Source organism: Lysobacter sp. K5869 (genome assembly GCF_018847975.1).
Taxonomy (GTDB): domain Bacteria; phylum Pseudomonadota; class Gammaproteobacteria; order Xanthomonadales; family Xanthomonadaceae; genus Lysobacter.
On record NZ_CP072597.1, the window covers coordinates 5,866,831 to 5,884,702 of the forward strand.

At 68.1% G+C, this 17,872-nt stretch carries 15 protein-coding genes; 6 read left to right on the plus strand and 9 right to left on the minus strand.

Translation table 11 applies throughout. The annotated features are described in order from the left end of the window. Nucleotides 1-28: 28 nt before the first annotated feature. From recG to J5226_RS24885, 4 genes are all read right to left on the minus strand, one after another. Complete coding sequence (gene recG / locus J5226_RS24870) at nucleotides 29-2,146, minus strand: ATP-dependent DNA helicase RecG (RefSeq protein ID WP_215837759.1); 2,118 nt, start codon at nucleotides 2,144-2,146, stop codon at nucleotides 29-31. Between the two features lie 162 nt (nucleotides 2,147-2,308). Beyond that, on the minus strand, nucleotides 2,309-4,732 hold the full coding sequence (locus J5226_RS24875; protein WP_215837760.1) for a TonB-dependent receptor: 2,424 nt from the start codon (nucleotides 4,730-4,732) through the stop codon (nucleotides 2,309-2,311). Between the two features lie 122 nt (nucleotides 4,733-4,854). Then, entirely contained in the window at nucleotides 4,855-6,027 is a 1,173-nt protein-coding gene (locus J5226_RS24880; RefSeq protein WP_215837761.1) for an SO2930 family diheme c-type cytochrome, read from the minus strand. An 18-nt stretch (nucleotides 6,028-6,045) separates the two neighbouring features. Further along, the gene (locus tag J5226_RS24885; RefSeq protein WP_255322937.1) at nucleotides 6,046-7,296 is read right to left on the minus strand and encodes a parallel beta-helix domain-containing protein; all 1,251 of its coding nucleotides are present in this window, start codon (nucleotides 7,294-7,296) and stop codon (nucleotides 6,046-6,048) included. Nucleotides 7,297-7,465: 169 nt separating this feature from the next. Here J5226_RS24885 and J5226_RS24890 point away from each other — a divergent pair, with 169 nt between their 5' ends. Beyond that, on the plus strand, nucleotides 7,466-8,545 hold the full coding sequence (locus J5226_RS24890; RefSeq protein ID WP_215837762.1) for an AraC family transcriptional regulator: 1,080 nt from the start codon (nucleotides 7,466-7,468) through the stop codon (nucleotides 8,543-8,545). A gap of 831 nt (nucleotides 8,546-9,376) precedes the next feature. Continuing rightward, nucleotides 9,377-9,565 carry a hypothetical protein gene (locus J5226_RS24895; RefSeq protein ID WP_215837763.1) on the plus strand — a complete coding sequence of 63 codons (189 nt, stop codon included), beginning with the start codon at nucleotides 9,377-9,379 and terminating at the stop codon, nucleotides 9,563-9,565. 59 nt (nucleotides 9,566-9,624) lie between these two features. Here the strand turns inward: J5226_RS24895 and J5226_RS24900 are convergent, their stop codons facing one another. The 5 genes from J5226_RS24900 to J5226_RS24920 form a co-directional block, all read right to left on the minus strand. Beyond that, on the minus strand, nucleotides 9,625-10,008 hold the full coding sequence (locus J5226_RS24900; RefSeq protein WP_091806166.1) for a RidA family protein: 384 nt from the start codon (nucleotides 10,006-10,008) through the stop codon (nucleotides 9,625-9,627). 311 nt (nucleotides 10,009-10,319) lie between these two features. Then, nucleotides 10,320-12,500, minus strand: a complete 2,181-nt coding sequence (locus tag J5226_RS24905) for a bifunctional (p)ppGpp synthetase/guanosine-3',5'-bis(diphosphate) 3'-pyrophosphohydrolase (protein WP_215837764.1) — start codon at nucleotides 12,498-12,500, stop codon at nucleotides 10,320-10,322. Nucleotides 12,501-12,994: 494 nt separating this feature from the next. Then, nucleotides 12,995-13,294 carry a DNA-directed RNA polymerase subunit omega gene (gene rpoZ, locus J5226_RS24910; RefSeq protein ID WP_057946389.1) on the minus strand — a complete coding sequence of 100 codons (300 nt, stop codon included), beginning with the start codon at nucleotides 13,292-13,294 and terminating at the stop codon, nucleotides 12,995-12,997. Between the two features lie 240 nt (nucleotides 13,295-13,534). Further along, nucleotides 13,535-14,155 (minus strand): guanylate kinase, encoded by a 621-nt coding sequence (gene gmk / locus J5226_RS24915; RefSeq protein ID WP_215837765.1) that lies wholly within the window; start codon nucleotides 14,153-14,155, stop codon nucleotides 13,535-13,537. Nucleotides 14,156-14,324: 169 nt separating this feature from the next. Then, nucleotides 14,325-15,185 carry a YicC/YloC family endoribonuclease gene (locus J5226_RS24920; protein WP_215837766.1) on the minus strand — a complete coding sequence of 287 codons (861 nt, stop codon included), beginning with the start codon at nucleotides 15,183-15,185 and terminating at the stop codon, nucleotides 14,325-14,327. A 70-nt stretch (nucleotides 15,186-15,255) separates the two neighbouring features. Between J5226_RS24920 and rph the strand changes: the two genes are divergently transcribed. From rph to J5226_RS24940, 4 genes are all read left to right on the plus strand, one after another. Then, complete coding sequence (gene rph, locus J5226_RS24925) at nucleotides 15,256-16,020, plus strand: ribonuclease PH (RefSeq protein WP_215837767.1); 765 nt, start codon at nucleotides 15,256-15,258, stop codon at nucleotides 16,018-16,020. 268 nt (nucleotides 16,021-16,288) lie between these two features. Next, a complete protein-coding gene (locus J5226_RS24930) occupies nucleotides 16,289-16,681 on the plus strand; it encodes a VOC family protein (RefSeq protein WP_215837768.1) in 393 nt (130 codons plus the stop codon). Continuing rightward, nucleotides 16,678-17,274 carry an RdgB/HAM1 family non-canonical purine NTP pyrophosphatase gene (rdgB, locus tag J5226_RS24935; protein WP_215837769.1) on the plus strand — a complete coding sequence of 199 codons (597 nt, stop codon included), beginning with the start codon at nucleotides 16,678-16,680 and terminating at the stop codon, nucleotides 17,272-17,274. Before J5226_RS24930 ends, rdgB begins: the two co-directional genes overlap by 4 nt. Beyond that, nucleotides 17,271-17,840, plus strand: a complete 570-nt coding sequence (locus tag J5226_RS24940; protein ID WP_215837770.1) for a hypothetical protein — start codon at nucleotides 17,271-17,273, stop codon at nucleotides 17,838-17,840. Before rdgB ends, J5226_RS24940 begins: the two co-directional genes overlap by 4 nt. Nucleotides 17,841-17,872 lie beyond the last annotated feature (32 nt).

Consider the following 17,872-nt stretch of genomic DNA (forward strand, 5'->3'; position numbering starts at 1 on the left):
TGGCCGGCGCCGGACGCGCGCCGCCCGCTCAGGCCGAGGCGTAACGCGCCGCGCCGCCGACCCAGCGCGAGACGATGCGGTCGGCCAGTTGCGGCGATTGGGTCAGCAAGCGTTCGCCGAGTTCCTGCACCAGCGGCAGCAGGTCGGCGTCGCGGCCCAGATCGGCGACGCGGAAACCGGCGAGGCCGGTCTGGCGGGTGCCGAGCAGTTCGCCGGGGCCGCGCAATTCCAGATCTTTTTGCGCGATCACGAAACCGTCGTGGGTTTGGCGCATCGTCTCCAGGCGCTGCCGCGCCAAGCCCGACAAGGGCGCGCGGTACAGCAGCACGCAGCTCGACGCCGCGCTGCCGCGGCCGACCCGGCCGCGCAGCTGATGCAGCTGCGCCAAGCCCAGGCGCTCAGCGTTCTCGATGATCATCAGCGAGGCGTTGGGCACGTCCACGCCGACTTCGATCACCGTGGTGGCGACCAGCAGATCGAGCTCGCCGTCCTTGAACGCGCGCATCGTCTCCTGCTTTTCCTTGGCCTTCATGCGCCCGTGCACGAGCCCGACGCGCAGCGGCGCGAGTTGCTTGGACAAATCCTCGAATGTGCTCTGCGCGGCTTGCGCGACCACTTCGTCGGACTCGTCGATCAGCGTGCACACCCAATAGGCCTGTCGCCCTTCGGCGCAGGCGGTGCGGATGCGCTGCACCAGTTCGGGCCGGCGTTCCTCGCTGAGCGCGACGGTCTGCACCGGCGTGCGCCCGGGCGGCAGTTCGTCGATGGCGGAGACGTCGAGATCGGCGTAGGCGGTCATCGCCAAGGTGCGCGGAATCGGCGTGGCGGTCATCACCAACTGGTGCGGCACGATGGCATCCACGCCGACCGCGCCGCCGACGCCCTTGTCGCGCAACGCGAGGCGTTGATGCACGCCGAAGCGATGCTGCTCATCGACGATGGCCAAGGCCAGATCGTGGAAGGCCACGCCTTCCTGCATCAGCGCATGGGTGCCGACCACCATCTGCGCGCTGCCGTCGGCCACTTGCTCCAGCGCCTGCTTGCGCGCCTTGCCGGTGACCTTGCCGGCCAGCCACGCCACGCGGATGTCGAGCGGCTCCAGCCATTTGCGCAGATTGTTGAGGTGCTGCTCGGCCAGCAATTCGGTCGGCGCCATCAGCGCGGCTTGCCGGCCGTGCTGCACCGCCAGCATCGCCGCCAGCGCGGCGACCACGGTCTTGCCGCTGCCGACGTCGCCCTGCACCAGCCGCAGCATCGGCGAGGGCTTGGCCAAGTCCGCGCGGATCTCGTCGAACACCCGCCGCTGCGCGCCGGTGAGCTTGAACGGCAGCGACTTGCGCAGCTTTTCGGCCAGCGGCAATTGCTTGAGCGCGCGCGCCTTGTGCGCCTGCTGGCTGATGCGCTGGCGGCGCAGGCTCAGGTGATGGGCCAGCAGCTCTTCCAGCACCAAACGCCGCTGCGCCGGATGGCGGCCGTCGATCAGCGCGGCCACGTCGGCGTCGGCCGGCGGGCGGTGCACGGTCAGCAGCGCGTCGCGCAGGGTCGGCAGTTGCAGGCGCCGGCGCAGTTCCTCCGGCAGCAGTTCCAGCGAGCCGTCGTCGGGCAGGCGGTCGAGCGCGTAGCCGATCAGCTTGCGCAGCGTCGCCGGGCCGATGCCTTCGATGGCCGGGTAGACCGGGTCCAGCGATTCGCCGAGTTCGGCCTCGGCGTCGTCGCCGAGGATGCGGTAGCTCGGATGCACGATCTCCAGACCGTTTTGGCCGGGCTTGGGCGTGCCGTACAGCCGCACCCGCGCGCCGACCTGGAACTGCGCGACCTGGGCGGCGCGGAAATGGAAGAAGCGCAGCACCACGTTGCCGTGCGATTCGTCGCCGACCGCCACGCGCAGCATCGGCCGGTAGCGGAAGCCGCGCTCGACCGCTTCCACCCGCCCTTCCACCTGCGCCGGCACGCCGGGGCGCAGGCCGCGGATCGGGGTGATCTGGGTGCGGTCCTCGTACTGGCGCGGCAGTTGCAGCCAGAAATCCTGCAAGGTCAGCAGCCCGCGCGCCGCCAGCTTCTCGGCCACGGCCGGGCCGACCCCGGGCATGCGCGGCAGCGGTTGCGTGTGGAGATCGACGGTGGGGCCGTCCTTACGACTCTGCATGCCGGTAAGGATAAAGGCGGGAACAGGGAATGGGGAATTGGGAATGGGGGCAGGCAAGCGCCGTGCGGGCCGCGTTCGATTCGCCAGAAGAGATCAGGGAACCGAGGCCGCCCACGGCAACCGCCAATTCCCTATTCCCTATTCCCGCTTCCCTGCTCCACCTCAATACTTCGCCATGAACTCCACCCCGTACGTGCGCGGCTCGGTCACGCGCGCGCCGACCGTGCCGAGCACGTTCTTGCCGTAGGTGCCGAGCGCGTTGATGTACTGGTTGTCGAACAGGTTGTTGCCGTAGATCGCCAAGCCCCAGCGGTCCTGCGGCGAGGTCCAGGCGATGCGCAGGTCGGTGCGGTTCTGCGCTTCGCCCAGGTCCAGCGCCGGGCTCACGCCGCAGCGGTTCTGCGCGCGCGACTCGGTGCTGCAGCGCACCTTGCCGCGGTAGGAATGGCGCAGCGAGACGTTGATGTCGCCGTTGGCGTCCATCGGGATGCGGTAGTACATCCCGCCCGCCGCCGACCAGTACGGCAGGCCGGTCGGCTCGCCGCTGGCGTCGATGCCGTCGGAGGTGACGTAGGTCTTGTAGGTCGAGTCGATGAAGCTGGCGTTGAAGTCCAGGCCGAAGTTGTCGGTGGCCTGCCAGCGCATGTCGAAGTCCAGGCCGTAGGCTTCCAGGTCCGAGGTGTCGACGACGAAGCGCGGAATGTCGGTGCTGCTGTCCAGCCGCACCGCCTGGCGGTTGTCGTAGACGTAGTAGAACAGCGAGGCGTTGAGCTGCAGGCGGTGCTGCGGGAACGAGGTCTTGATACCGGTCTCGAAGTTCCAGACGTCCTCGTTCTCGAAGCTGCTGCCGATCTGCAGCGAGTTGAAGCCGCCGGCCTTGTAGCCCTTGGCCAGCGAGGCGAACACCATGGTCTCGTCGCTGAGGTGATAATCCACGACGAAGCGCGGGCTCAGGTCGCTCCAGCTGTTGGAGGTGCGGCGCAGCAGGCCCTTGTTGAGCATCGCCGGCGGGTCGATGAAGGCGACGTCGAAGACGAAGGCCTCGCGCGGGATGCCGGCCAGATCGAAGAAACCGATCGCCGCCAGCTGATCCAGCGCGGCGTCCAGTTCCGGCGCGGAGCGGTGGTTGTTGAGCCAGCTGAACTTCTTCTCGTCGCGGGTGTAGCGCAGGCCGACGGTGAGGTTGAGCTTGTCGTTGACGTGCCAGATCACGTCGCCGAACACCGCGTAGGCCTTGGTGTCCAGGGTGTTGCGGAAGGTTTCGTTCCAGCGGTGGCCGAGCAGGCGGATCGGGATGCCCATCGCGCCGAGCGCGGCGTCGACTTCGCCGAACAGATAACCCGACGCGGTCGGCGCCATGCCCAGGTTGTGGACGATGGTGTCGACCGAATCGGTCATCGCGTTGACCTCGCTGGTCTGGCGCGCGCGTTCGTCGAAGTAGCTGGCGCCGGCGACCCAGTCGAGCTTGTCGGTGCTGCCGTTGAACTTGAACTCCTGGTAGAAGCTGCGGTTGCTCTCGGTGTTGGTCGAATCCACGTAGAGGTAACGGCGGTTGGTGCCGTCCTCTTCGACCCGGTTGAGCGAGTCGTAGTCGCGCCACGACGTGGTCGAGGTGAAGCCGCCCCAGTCGGTGCCGTGATCGACGATCAGGGTCACGCCGTCGAAGCGGCGCGATTCCTCGTTGCCTTCGGCGTCGCTGACGGTCGGCACCTTGCGCGGATCGAGATAGGCGCGCTCGTTGACCGGTAACGGCGGCAGGCCAGGCGCTGGCGGCAGCGCGACGATGCCGGTGGTGGCCTGACCGAGCTGGTCCAGGCTCTCGTGATCCCAACTGATCAGCGCGCTGGTGCGTTCGCCGAAGCGGGTCTTGAACGCGGCGCGCGTGGCCCAGTTGTTCTCCGGATTCAGATCGCGGCCGGTTTCGGCGTCCTGGATCCAGCCGTCGGCATGGTTGATCAGCGCGTTGAAGCGGAACGCCGAGTCCTCGCTGACCGGCAGGTTGAGCATGCCGTCGACGTACTGCTTGCCGTAGTTGCCGAGGCGCAGCTTGGCTTTGACTTCGGTGGCCGCGGTGCTGGGCTTGCGGGTGATGATCGAGATCGCGCCGGCCGCGGTGTTGCGGCCGAACAAGGTGCCTTGCGGGCCCTTGAGCACTTCGATCCGCTCCACGTCGGTGAACGGCAGCAGCACGCCGCCGCCGCGTCCAGCGTAGACGCCGTCGACGTACACGCCCACGGCCGGATCGGTGCCGATGCCGAAGTCGTCGGTGCTGATGCCGCGCAGCTCGAAGCCCGGCTGGGTCGGCTGCAGGCTGTCGACCACCAGGCCGGGCACGAAGCTGTCGAGGTCGCCCAAGTCTTGCGCGGCGACATCGTCGATGAGTTTGTCGGTCACCACTTGCAATGCGATGGGCACGTCCTGCAGTTCTTGCTGGCGGCTCTGCGCGGTGACGGTGATCTTGTCCAGTTCCTTGGGCCCGGAATCCTGGGCGAAGGCGGCCGGTGCGGCCAGGGCGAAGGCGCCGCCGCACAGGGCGGACAGCACGGTGTGGGTCGCGATGACCAGGCGGTGTTTGCGCAACGACATCGAAAGCTCTCCCCTCTCGTTCGTTCTTGCGTTCGTCGGTTGATGCCGGCGCGTTCGTCCGACGCGCCTTGTTTTTTGGGTGTTTCCTTATTCTTCGTTACCTCTTGCGTCCGGATCGCCGCTCAGCCGCACTCCCCCCGTTGCGCGGCGATCCAGTCGCGGATCAGTTGCACGCCCTCTTCGTGCACGACGCTGCGGCCGAGCTCGGGCATCATCACCGAGGGATCGTCGCTGCGCATGCGGTAGATCAGGATCGATTCGTCCGGCTTGCCGGGCACCACGCCGAAGCGGTGGTCGCCGGTGCCGTGACCGGCCGCGATCGGCAGCTTGCACCGGCCCAGTCGCAGCGGCTCCTGCGTCGCCGCGTTCAACCACAGGCCCGAGGTGTTGCCCGGGCCCTTGGGACTGTGACAGTGGCCGCAGTTGATATCGAGGTAGGCGCGGGCGCGCGCTTCCACCGGCGCGCCCGGATCGTGCCAGTTCGCTTCGCGCGGCGCTTGCTCCGGCGCCGGCGCGCCCTTGAGGTAGCCGACCTGGCTCCAGCGCGCGATCTGGTTCTGCAAGCCGTCGTCGTAGGCGAAATCGCGGTTGAGGTGGCGCGCCTTCGGGCCGATCGGATGCAGCGCCTTGGATTTCATGTCGGTGCCGTGGCAGCCGGCGCACTGGTTCTGATCGGGCACGGTGTAGTCGGCGGTTTCGTGGCCGCCGTCGGCGGCGACCAGATCCAGCGACACCAACTCGCCGCCGCGCATCAGCTTGGCCTGGGTCTGTTCGCGATTCCACACATACGGCAGCGCCACCCAGCCGGTTTCGCGGCGCAGCAGCAAGCGGGTTTCGACCAGTCGCACCTTGCTCAGCTGCAAGCCGCCGCCGCGCAGGTCCGGGCCGTCGTCGTAGCTGCGCAGCACCGCGTCGCCTTCGCCGCGCGGGTAGTAGAAGGTCTTGCTGAAGACGGTGCCGACCGGGAAATCGAACTCCTGATCGGGGTCGTAGTTCGCCGCCTGCCCCTTCGGCATCCACACCGTGCGCAGCTTGTGCGCGTAATCGGAGAACAGCGCGGTGTTGAGATCGTAGGGCAAGACGTCGCGATTGAGCTGCAAGCGGCCGCCGGCCACGCGCAGCACGTTCCATTCGGCCAGATCCGCGGGCTGGCCGTCGGCGAAGAAACGCACCGGCGCCCACGGCGCGTCGGCGGCCAGCGGTGCGCCGGCGCCGGCCGCGGCCGGGGCGGATTCCTGCGGCTTGCTGCAACCTGCGACCAGCAACGACAACAGCACTGCGAAGGCGTAACGCATCGAAGTTCCGGGCATCGGTCAGCCGCGCTTGAGATCGATGGCCGGCAGCTTCGGCAGCTCGCACGCGTAAGGCTTGGTGTCCTGGCTCGGGCTCTTGTAGCCGTTGGGGCCGTCGGCGTTGACCACGCCGGACACGTCGCGGATGCAGATCTTCGGCCCGTCCTTGAGCTGGGCGTTGGCGTAGCCGTCCCACAGCACATCGGGGAAATGCCCGCTCAAGCCGAACACCGCGGCCTTGAGCGCCTTCAGGTCGAGCCCGTCGGGCGAATCGCCGCCGCCCTTCAAGCGGTTGCCGTAGATGTTGATGCGCTCGGGATACGGGTCGAAATCCTTCGACGCCTTGTCGTCCTTGTAGCCGGTGGAATAGACGCTGGAGACGATGATGTTGGTGGTGGCGTTGTCGCTGATGTCGTTGTCGAACACCTCGACATCGTCGTTGGAGTTGATCACCACGCCGCTGCCGGCCGGCACGCTCGCCACCGGCGTGCCCTTGGCGCCGAAGTTGGCGGTGTTGTTCTTGAACACCTGGTTCTTGAACACCCGGATCGCCCCGCCCTGCTGCGACAGCGCCGGCATGTTGAAGACCAGGATGCCGCCGGTGTTGTTGGTGGCGACGTTGTCGTGCACGTCGGCGTTGACGGTGTTTTCGATCTCGATGCCGGCGACGTTGAACTCGGCGCGGCTGTTGCGCACGATCACGTCGCGCGACTGGCCGACGTAGATGCCGGCGTCCGACGCGCCGATCGCCACCGAATTCTCGATCAGCACGTTGCGGGTCTTGACCGGATACAGCCCGTAGCCGCCGTTCTTGGTGCTCGGCCCGCCGGTCCATTCCACCCGCACATTGCGGATGGTGATGTGCTCGCCTTCGTTGACCTTGAGCCCGTCGCCCTTGCTGTCCTCGATCGCGATGTTCTCGATCAGGAAGTTGTTGGCGTTGACCAGCAAACCCTCGGCGCCGGCTTTCTGGCCCTTGAAGCTCAGCACCGACTTGTCCGGGCCAGCGCCGCGGATGGTCACGCCGTCCACGCGCAAGGTCAGGCTGCGGTCGAAGCTGTAGCGGCCCGCCGGCACTTCGATCACGTCGCCCGGCTTGGCGTCGAGCAGCTTGGTGCGGAAGGTGTCGGCGAAAGCGGCGTCGCCGGCGGCGACTTCGGGCGTCGGCGTGTGCTGGGCCTGCTCGGGGCCGCAGGCGGCGAGCGCGGCGACCGCGACGGCGAGGACGCCGGCGCGCAACGGCAGGGACGGCGGGTTCTTCGGCTGATTCATGAGGCTCCCCGTGGCGATGGCGGCGAGGCGGCGCGCGTGTTGCGGCGCGGCATGCCGGCGATGGCTAAGCCGTGAGTCTCCGCCGCCGCCGCGAGCGCGCGTGAGGGCGATTGCGGCACACTAGGGGGGCATTCGCGGTCAACCGTGCGGCCAAGTATCGTGAGGGGCGATGCGCCAGCCATCCGAACCAAACCACGACCTCGCCGCCGACGACGCCAAGAGCGACGTCGCGCTGATGTCGCCGAATCTGTTGTGGGGTCTGCTGCAAACCGCGGACCGGATCGGCGCGCCCAGCGACGACTGGTTCGCCGGCACCGGGCTGAGCCGCGCCCAGGTCAGCGACCCCGGCGTGCGCCTGCCCGACCGCCCGACCGCGATCGTGATCGAGCGCGCGCTGAAGGTGCTGCCGCCGAGCATCGGGCTCGACGTCGGCCGGGTCCAGCACGTAGGCAATTTCGGCCTGCTCGGTTTGGCCATGACCACCGCGGCGACCTTCGGCGAAGCCTTGCAGATCGGCCTGCGCTTCACCCCTGTGGTCGGCAGCCTGATGCGTTTCGTCGAGAGCGCGTCGGAGTCCGGCACGATGGCGCTGGCCGGGCAGATGACCATCGCGTTTCCGTCGATCCATCGCTTCGTCACCGAGGAATTCTTCAGCAGCTGTCTGGCGCTGGCGCGCGGTTTGGTCGGCGATTCGCTGCGGCCCAAGCGTTTGGAATTCAGCTATCCCGAGCCGGAGTACCGCGAGCAGTACGAGCAGGTGTTCGAGTGCCCGCTCGCGTTCGATCAGCCGCAGGATCGCTTGGTGCTGGACGAACATTGGCTGATGGCGCCGTTGCCGACGCACAACCCCATCGCCTCCAAACAGGTGCTGGCGCTGTGCGAGGCGCAGATGCCCTCCGGCGCGGTGCCCGGGGAGGCGACCGCAACGGTCGAGCGCTTGCTGCGCGCGCAGTTGCCGCAGGATCCCAAGCTCACCGACATCGCCGCGCAGATGCACGTCAGCGAACGCACGCTGCGGCGGCAGTTGACCGGGGAAGGCACGAGCTTCCACGAGATCCACGACCGGCTGCGGATCGATCGCGCGTATGCGCTGTTGCGCGAGCGCGGGCCGAGCATCGCCAGCGTCGGCGCGGCGATCGGCTACAAGGACCCGCGCGATTTCCGGCGCGCGTTCAAGCGCTTAACCGGCGAGACGCCACGGGCGTTGCGCGAGCGGTTGTGGGCGGAGATGGCGCGGGAGCGGCGTTGAGTCTTCGATCCGGGCGTTGGGCCTAAGCGGCGACGCCTCGCCGGATTATCCGCGCCCGAGCGAGCCGTCGCTCCGACGAAATCGAGTCAACCGAAGCGACGGAGCCCCGCCGAACACGCTCGAGGCCGCCCACCTCCCACCCGTCATTCCGGCGAAAGCCGGAATCCATTTTGCCGTTGCCGTTGCCCTTCGCCTTGACGTATCTCCAACCAAAGCCCACGCCCCGCAGCCCCGGAGGGCGTGCGCATGGATGCGCACGCGCGCCATGGGTCAGGATGACCCTTATGGCGCGGCCCCGCGCCGCTTTGAGCCCTAGTGGCTCTTGATTCGAAAACAAGGAAAGCGCCTTTCTTTGGTTACTTTCTTTGGCAAGACAAAGAAAGTGACCCGGCCGCTTGCGGACGGAACGCTTTGGATTGGAGCCTGTCCTCACTCGTTGCTGCGTTGAAGGAAAAACCGACAGCAAAGTCAAAATGGATTCCGGCTTTCGCCGGAATGACGGAGTGCGGGCTGCGTTTCTCGCACGTGACGGAACACTCCACCCACCGTCATTCCGGCGAAAGCCGGAATCCATTTTGATGTTGCTTCTGCTTTGTCTGGCAAGAGCGCACGACTACAAGCGAAGATCAAACGCTTAAAGCTTTCGTCCGCAAGCGGCCGAGTTACTTTCTTTGTCTTGCCAAAGAAAGTAACCAAAGAAAGGCGCTTTCCCTGTTTTCGAATCAAGAGCCACTAGGTCCAGCACCGGGCGCGGGGCTGCGCCGTAAGGGGCATCCATGCCCCTACGGCGCACGCGCGCATCCATGCGCGCGCCCTCCGGGGCTTTGGGGCGTGGGCCTCCGGCGCAGATACGTCCAAGCGAATAGCAACGGCAACAGCAGCGGCAGCAGCGGCAGCAGCGGCAACAGCAACGGCAACGGCAACGGCAAGATCAAAATGGATTCCGGCTTTCGCCGGAATGACGGGCTGGAGTTTCGTGGTTATGGCCGCGACATCATCGACCGCATATCGCCCGCATAAAAGCAAAAGGCCGCTCCGGCGAGGAGCGGCCTTCGAATTTTCGCGCGGCGCTCAACCCCTCAACGCAACACCATCACCGCATCGACCTCGAACGCCACCCCACGCGGCAGCGCCGAAACCTCGACCGTCGACCGCGCCGGATACGGCGGATTGAAGTACTCGCCCATCACCGCATTGACCTTGCCGAACGCGCCGAGGTCGGTGAGGTACAGGCCCAAGCGGGCGATGTCGGCCAGCGAACCGCCGGCGGCTTCGCACACCGCCTTGAGGTTCTGGAACGCGCGGTGCGCCTGCGCTTCGATGTCGCCTTCCACGACCAAGCCGCTGGACGGGTCGAGCGCGATCTGGCCGGAGAGGTAGACCGTGTCGCCGACGCGCACGGCTTGCGAGTACGGGCCGATGGCGGCCGGGGCTTTGTCGGTTTGGATGATTTCGCGGGACATGGGTTGGGAGCCGGGAGTGAGGGGAAAGAGGGGATTGGGGAACGGGAGCATCGTAAAGGCTGGGCGGGATGGCGCAAACCGCGGCGGCGCGCGCCCGGTTCCGGTTTGCGGTTTTCGCACTGAGGCCTTCGCCCCCCCGAGACCTCGATTCCGACCGCGCCCTAAAACCGCACAGTCCCTCAAATCGTCCGCCACGATATCCCATCGCCCACGACACCGCGGCAATCGCGTGCGGCCCAACGCCGCCGCAGCCGCTTCCCCATTCCCTTCTTTCCCCTTATTCCCCGCAGCCGGCCAACGGCCGGCGCACCCTACATCCGCTGCACGCCCAACACCACGGCCAAGCGCCGCACCCGCCGCATCACATCGGCCAAGTGGCGGCGATCGTGCACTTCGATGGCGAAGCGCATCACCGCGATATTGGCGTCGCGTTCCAGGTACTCGACGCGGTCGATGTTGGATTCGGCCTCGGCGATCGCCGCGGCCACCTGGGCCAGCGAGCCGGGGCGGTTGTCGACTTCGATCCGCAGCGCGGCGGCGAAGTCGCCGGAAACCTGGCGGTCCCAGCCGATCGCCACCCAGCGGTCGGGCGACTTGCGGTAGTCGGAGACGTTCGGGCAATCCAGTCGGTGCACCACGATGCCCTTGCCGGCGGTGTGGTAGCCCATGATTTCGTCGCCCGGCAACGGCAGGCAACAGTTGGCGAAGCTGATGACGCCGCGCTCGGCGCCGGTGATGAGGATCTTGTCCTCGGGCAGACGCGGGCGGTCGATGGCGCGGCCGCGGGTCTTGCCCGGCGCCTCGCGCGCCAGCGCCAGCGCGACCTGATTGGGCATGCGGTTGCCCAGCGCGATGTCGGCCAGCAGCGCTTCCAGGCGCGGGTAGCGGTTCTCGCTGAGGTAGGCCTCCAGGCGCAATGCCGGGGTGCGGTCGAGCGAGGTCTCCAGCGATTCCAGCGCGCGGTCGAGCATGCGGTGGCCGAGTTGCACCGCGTCCTCGTGTTCGAGCTGCTTGAGCTGTTGGCGGATCGAGGTGCGCGCCTTGCCCGAGACCACGAACTCCAGCCACTGCGGCTTGGGCGTGGACGACTTGGCGGTGATGATCTCCACGCGCTGGCCGCTGGCGAGCTTGGTGCGCAGCGGCACCAGCTTGCCGTCGACGCGCGCGGCCACCGCGCGGTTGCCGACGTCGGTGTGCACGGCGTAGGCGAAATCCAGCGCGGTGGAATTGCGCGGCAGCGAGAGGATGTCGCCCTTGGGCGTGAACAGGTAGACCTCGTCCGGGAACAGGTCGACCTTGACGTTTTCCAGGAATTCCAGCGACGAACCGGTGGCGCGCTGGGATTCGACCAGATTGGCGATCCAGCTGTGCGCGCGCGATTGCGCGCTGTTCGGGCCTTCGCCGCCGTGCTTGTACGACCAGTGCGCGGCGATGCCGCGCTCGGCGACGAGGTCCATGTCCTCGGTGCGGATCTGCACTTCCACCGGCGAGCCGTAGGGGCCGAACAGCACGGTGTGCAGCGACTGGTAGCCGTTGGCCTTGGGGATCGCGATGAAATCGCGGAAGCGCCCGTCCAGCGGCTTGTACGCCGAATGCACCACGCCGAGCGCGTGGTAGCAGTCCGGCACGGTCTTGACCACGACGCGGAAGCCGAACACGTCCATGACTTGGTTGAAGCTCTTATGCTCGTTGTGCATCTTGGTGTAGATGCTCCACGGCGACTTCACCCGGCTGATCAGCCGATGGGTCAGTTTTTCCTTGGCCAGCCGCTGGGCCAGATGCGCTTCGATCTGCACCAGCGACTCGCGCCGCACCACCGGCTGGGTGCGGATGCGCTTTTCGATCACCGCGTGGCGCCACGGGTGCATGGCGCGGAAGCCCAGGTCCTGCAGTTCGGCCTTGATCAGGTTCATGCCCAGGCGCTGGGCGATCGGCGCGTAGATCTCCAGCGTTTCCAGGGCGATGCGTTGTCGCGCCTCCGCGCTCTGCGCGCCGAGGGTGCGCATGTTGTGCAGGCGGTCGGCGAGCTTGATCAGGATCACGCGCAGGTCGCGCGCCATCGCCAGCAGCATCTTGCGGAAGCTTTCCGCGGCGGCTTCCTGGCGGTCGCGGAACTGAAGTTTGTCGAGCTTGGTGACGCCGTCGACCAGCTCGGCCACGGTCGGGCCGAACTCGGTGGCCAGGCATTCGCGCGTGACCGGGGTGTCTTCGATGGTGTCGTGCAGGATCGCCGCGACCAGGGTCTCGATGTCGAGCCCTTGCTCGGCCAGCACCTTGGCCACCGCGACCGGGTGGGTGATGTAGGGCTCGCCCGACTTGCGCGTCTGCCCGGCGTGCGCGGCCGCGCCGACCGCCCAGGCGCGGCGCAGTTGCAGGCGCTGGGCTTCGGGCAGGTAGTGCGCGGCGAGCTCCAGCTCGCGCACGTAGTCCGGCAGCTCCGTGTCGTCGGGAGCGGCGGGATAGGTGTTCAGCGCGGGCTCGGCAGGGGTCATAACGGAAATTTACGCGTGCGATGCGGCACGTGGCAACGCATCGACCTGCTTGGGATGTGGCGACTGTGCGCTGCGGCGCAAGCGACGGGGCTTGGGATGCGTCCGCGGGCGGCGGTCCGGTTCAGGAAAGCGCGGGGTTTTGCCGGGTTGCGCGCAGGTCGCGGGACGGGATGTTCGCCGACGGCGAGCGCGACGACGCGCGTCGGCCGACGCCGTTCTTCTCGCCGAGGGCCGCGTGTCGCCACTGAAACCGTTCTCCCGCGCGGAGCTGGACTCGTTGGCGTCGAAGCCCTGCGATAAGCGGAGCGTGTCGAAACCGGCGCTCCGCGCGAACGGGCGGAGCGCATCGAAGCCGGCCCCCTCTTACAAGACGGACCCGCGCCGCGGGCGGGCGCCCAAAACAAAAACGGCCCCGCGCAGGCGGAGCCGTTTTTCGCTCGCCGCCCGCTCGCGGCGGGGGCGCAGGCGCGGCCCGCGCGGCGGGCCGGGGAAACTCAGTCGTCGCCCTTGGACAGGTCGTCGTCGGCCACCACTTCGGCCGCGGCCCATTCCAGGGCTTCGCGTTCCTTGCGCTCACGCTCGGCCTTCTCGACCGCGTCGATGTAGTCCGGGTTGACCTGACGCGCGGCGATTTCGCGCAGCGCCAGCACGGTCGGCTTGTCGTTGGCTTCGCTGTTGTCCAGCTGCGGCTCGACGCCGTTGGCCAGCTGGCGGGCGCGCTTGGCGGCCAGCATGACGAGTTCGAAGCGGTTCGGGACCACTTCCAGGCAATCTTCGACGGTGATGCGGGCCATGGGGCTCCTGCGGCCGGGTCGGCCGTCTTGCAAACGGATGGGGGCCGGGAAGTTTAGGCGCGGCGGCCCGGAAACGCAAGGATTTCGCCGATTAAGCCTTGCAAATCAAGCGGATAGCCCCTGTAGGAGCGGCGTAAGCCGCGACCGCGACTTCGCACCTGCGTCGTCAGCCCGATGTCGCGGTCGCGGCTCGCGCCGCTCCTACAGTCGGGCTTCCAGCCGCGTCGCGGCTGGGACGCCTCAGTTCTCGTCGACCAACAGCGCCGTGATCAGCCGCGAATGCCGCGCCACCTGCGGTTCGCGCCGCAACCGGCTGGCGGTGAAGATCGCGCACATCTCGTCGACCGCGGTGTCGAAGACTTCGTTGACGATGACGTAGTCGAACTCGCCGTAATGCGACATCTCCTCGCGCGCGGCGGCCAAGCGCTGCTGGATCACCTCTTCGGTGTCCTGCCCGCGCGAGCGCATGCGCGACTCCAGCGCCTGCCGCGACGGCGGCAGGATGAACACGCTGACCGCGTCGGGCACTTTGTTGCGCACTTGGCGCGCGCCCTGCCAGTCGATCTCCAGCAGCACGTCCTTGCCGGCCGACAGGAACGGCTCCACCGACTGCCGCGCCGAGCCCTTCCAGTCGCCGTGCACGCGCGCGTGCTCGAAGAAATCGCCTTCGGCGACCATCGCCTCGAACTCTTGCTCGCTGACGAAGTGGTAGTGCTCGGCATGGCGCTCGCCCGGCCGCGGCTTGCGCGAGGTGAACGAGATCGACAGGCGGATGTTCGGGTCGCGCGCGAGCACCGCGTTGACGATGCTGGATTTACCGGCTCCGGAGGGAGCGGCGACGATGTAGAGGGTTCCGCGCATGGGGTTCGGGGCCGGATCGAAGTCGGGAAGCGACGAAAGGAAGAGGGAAAGAGGGGAAAGAAGGGAAAGAGGGGAAAGAAGGGAAAAACGGGAATGAAGAGAGGCGAAGAACCGGAACGAGCGCGCCGCGCCCATTCCCTTCTTTCCCCTCTTTCCCTCTTCCCTGCTCCTACTCGATGTTCTGGATCTGCTCGCGCGCCTGATCGATCAGCACCTTCAGCTCGACCGCCGCCGACGAGCTGCGCGCGTCGACCGACTTGGAACCCAGGGTGTTGGCTTCGCGGTTGAATTCCTGCAGCAGGAAATCCAGGCGCCGGCCGACCGCTTCGCGCAGCTTGAGCACGCGCCGGGCCTCGACCACGTGCGAGTCGAGCCGGTCGAGTTCTTCGTCGACGTCGAGCTTTTGCAGCCACAGCACCAGTTCCTGCTCCAGGCGGCCGTTGTCGGCGGGCTGGGCGAGGTCGGCGAGGCGGGTTTCCAGCTTGGCGCGCTGGCCGGCGCGGATCGCCGGCATCATCGTGCGGACTTCGCCGGCGATGCGGGCGATGCCGTCGACGCGTTCGCCGATCGCCGCGGCGAGCTTGGCGCCCTCGCGTTCGCGCGAAGCGACGAATTCGTCGAGCACGCCGTCCAGCAGCGCCAGCGCTTCGGCCTGCAGCGCGGCCGGGTCGGCCGCCTGCGCTTGCAGCACGCCGGGGAATTGCAGCAGTTCGGTGAACTCGGTGCGTAGCGCCGGGAAGCGCGCGGACAGGTCGATGGCCAGATCGCTGAGCTCGCGCAGGCGGGTCGGGTTGAGCTGCAGCGCGTCGCCGCCTTCCGGGGCGCGCAGGCGCAGGGTCAGGTCGAGCTTGCCGCGGCCGACGCGGGCGGCGATGCGTTCGCGCAGGGCCGGCTCGAGCACGCGCAATTCGTCGGCCAGACGCACGCCCAGTTCGAGGAAGCGGTGGTTGACCGAGCGCAGCTCGCAGCCGAGCGTGCCCCAGGGTGTCGTGCGTTCGCCGCTGGCGAAGGCGGTCATGCTGCGGATCATTCGCCGATTTCCGAGCCTTACGGGGGGTGAATGGTAAACTCGCCGGCCCTCAAAACGGTAACGCCGCGCCATGACCGGTCCTATCGCCGCCCCCGCCCAGGCCCCGGCCGGCACGGTTTCCCGCCCCAGCGGCCGCTCCGCCGGCCAGTTGCGCGAGGTGACCATCCAGCGCGGCTACACCCGCCACGCCGAGGGTTCGGTGCTGGTCAGCTTCGGCCAGACCCGGGTGCTGTGCACCGCCAGCGTCGAGAACAAGGTGCCGGCGTTCCTGCGCGGCAAGGGCGAAGGCTGGGTCACCGCCGAGTACGGCATGCTGCCGCGCGCCACCCACACCCGCAGCGACCGCGAGGCCGCGCGCGGCAAGCAAGGCGGGCGGACCCTGGAAATCCAGCGCCTGATCGGCCGCGCCCTGCGCGCCTGCGTCGACCGCAAGGCGCTGGGCGAACGCACCATCACCCTGGACTGCGATGTGCTGCAGGCCGACGGCGGCACCCGCACCGCCGCCATCACCGGCGCCTACGTGGCCCTGGTCGAGGCGGCGCGCTGGCTGCAGGCGCGGCGCGAGATCAACCGCGACCCGATCTTCGGCGCGGTCGCCGCGGTCTCGGTCGGCGTCTACCGCGGCACCCCGGTGCTGGACCTGGACTACGCCGAAGACAGCGATTGCGACACCGACATGAACGTGGTCATGAACGACGGCGGCGGCTTCATCGAGCTGCAAGGCACCGCCGAGGGCCACGCGTTCCGCCGCGACGAACTCGACGCGCTGCTCGGGCTGGCCCAGGCCGGCATTACCGAATTGCTGGAAAAGCAGCGGCAGGCGCTGGCCGGCTGAGCCGCGCCTAGCCCCGCATCGCCACGCACCGCGCGGGCGGTGAGGAGGGAGCGACGAGTAGGGGATCGCGTCCCTTCGCTCGTTATCTCCTTCCTCACCGCCCGCGTCGTTTTTGCGCGGCGCGGGTTTTCTCCGCCGTCGCGCGCACTGCATCGCAGTTCGCGCGCGCGGCGCTGAACTTTCGCGCGCCGCGCGCGTTCAATCGACTCGTTCGATCGGTTCGCCGGCCCGCGCCGGCATCGTTCCCTTCTTCGGTAAGGCATTCGGCATGACTCGCAGCATCGGCAGCATCACCTTGGTCGTGGACGACTACGACCGCGCCATCGACTACTACACCCGCGCGCTCGGCTTCGTCCTGCTCGAAGACGTCGATCAGGGCAGCGGCAAGCGCTGGGTGCGGGTGGCGCCGGCCTCCGGCGCGCAGACCGCGCTGCTGCTGGCGCAGGCGTCGGGCGAAGCGCAGCGCGCGCGCATCGGCGACCAGACCGGCGGCCGGGTCGGCTTCTTCCTGCACACCGACGACTTCCACCGCGACCACGCCGCGATGCTCGCCCAGGGCGTGCGCTTCATGGAATCTCCGCGCGTCGAGACCTACGGCACGGTCGCCGTATTCGAAGATCTGTACGGTAATCGCTGGGATTTGCTGGAATTGAAAGCATGAAACTGGTGCTGGCCAGCAGCAACGCCGGGAAACTGGTGGAACTGCGCGACCTGCTCGGCGACACCGGCATCGAACTGGTGGCGCAAACCGACCTGGGGGTCGAGGACATCGAGGAAACCGGCAGCACGTTCGTCGAGAACGCGCTGCTGAAGGCCCGGCACGCCAGCGCGGTCACCGGGCTGCCGGCGTTGGCCGACGATTCGGGCATCTGCGTGGACGCGCTCGGCGGCGCGCCGGGACTGTATTCGGCACGCTATTCCGGCCGCCACGGCGACAACGAAGCCAATATCGACAAGCTGCTGGGCGCGCTCCAGGGCGTGCCCGACGAGCGCCGCGGCGCGCATTTCTATGCGGTGATCGTGGCCCTGCGGCATGCCGGCGATCCGCGTCCGATCATCGCCGAGGGCATCTGGAACGGGCGCATCCTGCACCAGCGCCAGGGCACCCGCGGGTTCGGCTACCAGCCGGTGTTCCTCGATACCGAACACAATATTTCCGCCGGCGAGATCGACGACGCGCTCAAGAACCGGGTCAGCCACCGCGCCCGCGCCCTGGCCGCGCTGCGCGCGCGCCTGCCGGAGCTGGCCCCATGAACCGCCTGCTGCGCGCCACCGCTGCGCAGCGCCGGGCGTTCCGCACCGGCGGCCACACCGTGGCCACGGTGGCCGTGCTGTATCTGCTGGCCCTGCCGATCGCGGTGTGGATCCGCCAGGACGGCCTGCGCGCCGACGCCAACGGCTTCGGCGAGTTGCAGCTGGCGCTGTGGGCGCTGGCCGGGCTGGTCGGGCTGGTCGCCGCCGCGGCGGTGCAACGGGTCAGCCTGGACGCCGGCAACACCGGCGCGATCCGCTACGCCAACATCACCACCGGCCACCGCACCCGCGCGTTCGAGCCGGGCGAGGTGCAGAGCATGGCCCTGCACCGGGCCAAGGACGGGCGCCTGCGCCTGACCTCGACCCTGGAACTGCGCCTGGCCCCGGCCGCACACCGCCGCTGGACCACGGTGACCCTCTACGACGGCGACATGTCCGGCGACGGCCGCGCCGAACCGCTGGCCTCGATCATCCGCCAGGTCGTGCAGGCCCGGCCCGATGTGGCGCTGGATACGAATTTGCGCGCGCTGCTGGCGGCGCGGCGCTACGGGGCGACGGGGCGGTAAGTAGGGAGCAGGGGAACCAAGGGAATCTAAGG

What these genes read in the sequence shown, in the direction of transcription:
- J5226_RS24905 (WP_215837764.1), bottom strand. Translation starts at nt 12,500, where the DNA reads ATGACCCCTGCCGAGCCCGCGCTGAACACCTATCCCGCCGCTCCCGAC.
- J5226_RS24930 (WP_215837768.1), top strand. Translation starts at nt 16,289, where the DNA reads ATGACTCGCAGCATCGGCAGCATCACCTTGGTCGTGGACGACTACGAC.
- J5226_RS24875 (WP_215837760.1), bottom strand. Translation starts at nt 4,732, where the DNA reads ATGTCGTTGCGCAAACACCGCCTGGTCATCGCGACCCACACCGTGCTG.
- recG (WP_215837759.1), bottom strand. Translation starts at nt 2,146, where the DNA reads ATGCAGAGTCGTAAGGACGGCCCCACCGTCGATCTCCACACGCAACCG.
- J5226_RS24885 (WP_255322937.1), bottom strand. Translation starts at nt 7,296, where the DNA reads ATGAATCAGCCGAAGAACCCGCCGTCCCTGCCGTTGCGCGCCGGCGTC.
- gmk (WP_215837765.1), bottom strand. Translation starts at nt 14,155, where the DNA reads ATGCGCGGAACCCTCTACATCGTCGCCGCTCCCTCCGGAGCCGGTAAA.
- rpoZ (WP_057946389.1), bottom strand. Translation starts at nt 13,294, where the DNA reads ATGGCCCGCATCACCGTCGAAGATTGCCTGGAAGTGGTCCCGAACCGC.
- J5226_RS24900 (WP_091806166.1), bottom strand. Translation starts at nt 10,008, where the DNA reads ATGTCCCGCGAAATCATCCAAACCGACAAAGCCCCGGCCGCCATCGGC.
- rph (WP_215837767.1), top strand. Translation starts at nt 15,256, where the DNA reads ATGACCGGTCCTATCGCCGCCCCCGCCCAGGCCCCGGCCGGCACGGTT.
- J5226_RS24880 (WP_215837761.1), bottom strand. Translation starts at nt 6,027, where the DNA reads ATGCGTTACGCCTTCGCAGTGCTGTTGTCGTTGCTGGTCGCAGGTTGC.
- J5226_RS24940 (WP_215837770.1), top strand. Translation starts at nt 17,271, where the DNA reads ATGAACCGCCTGCTGCGCGCCACCGCTGCGCAGCGCCGGGCGTTCCGC.
- J5226_RS24890 (WP_215837762.1), top strand. Translation starts at nt 7,466, where the DNA reads ATGCGCCAGCCATCCGAACCAAACCACGACCTCGCCGCCGACGACGCC.
- J5226_RS24920 (WP_215837766.1), bottom strand. Translation starts at nt 15,185, where the DNA reads ATGATCCGCAGCATGACCGCCTTCGCCAGCGGCGAACGCACGACACCC.
- rdgB (WP_215837769.1), top strand. Translation starts at nt 16,678, where the DNA reads ATGAAACTGGTGCTGGCCAGCAGCAACGCCGGGAAACTGGTGGAACTG.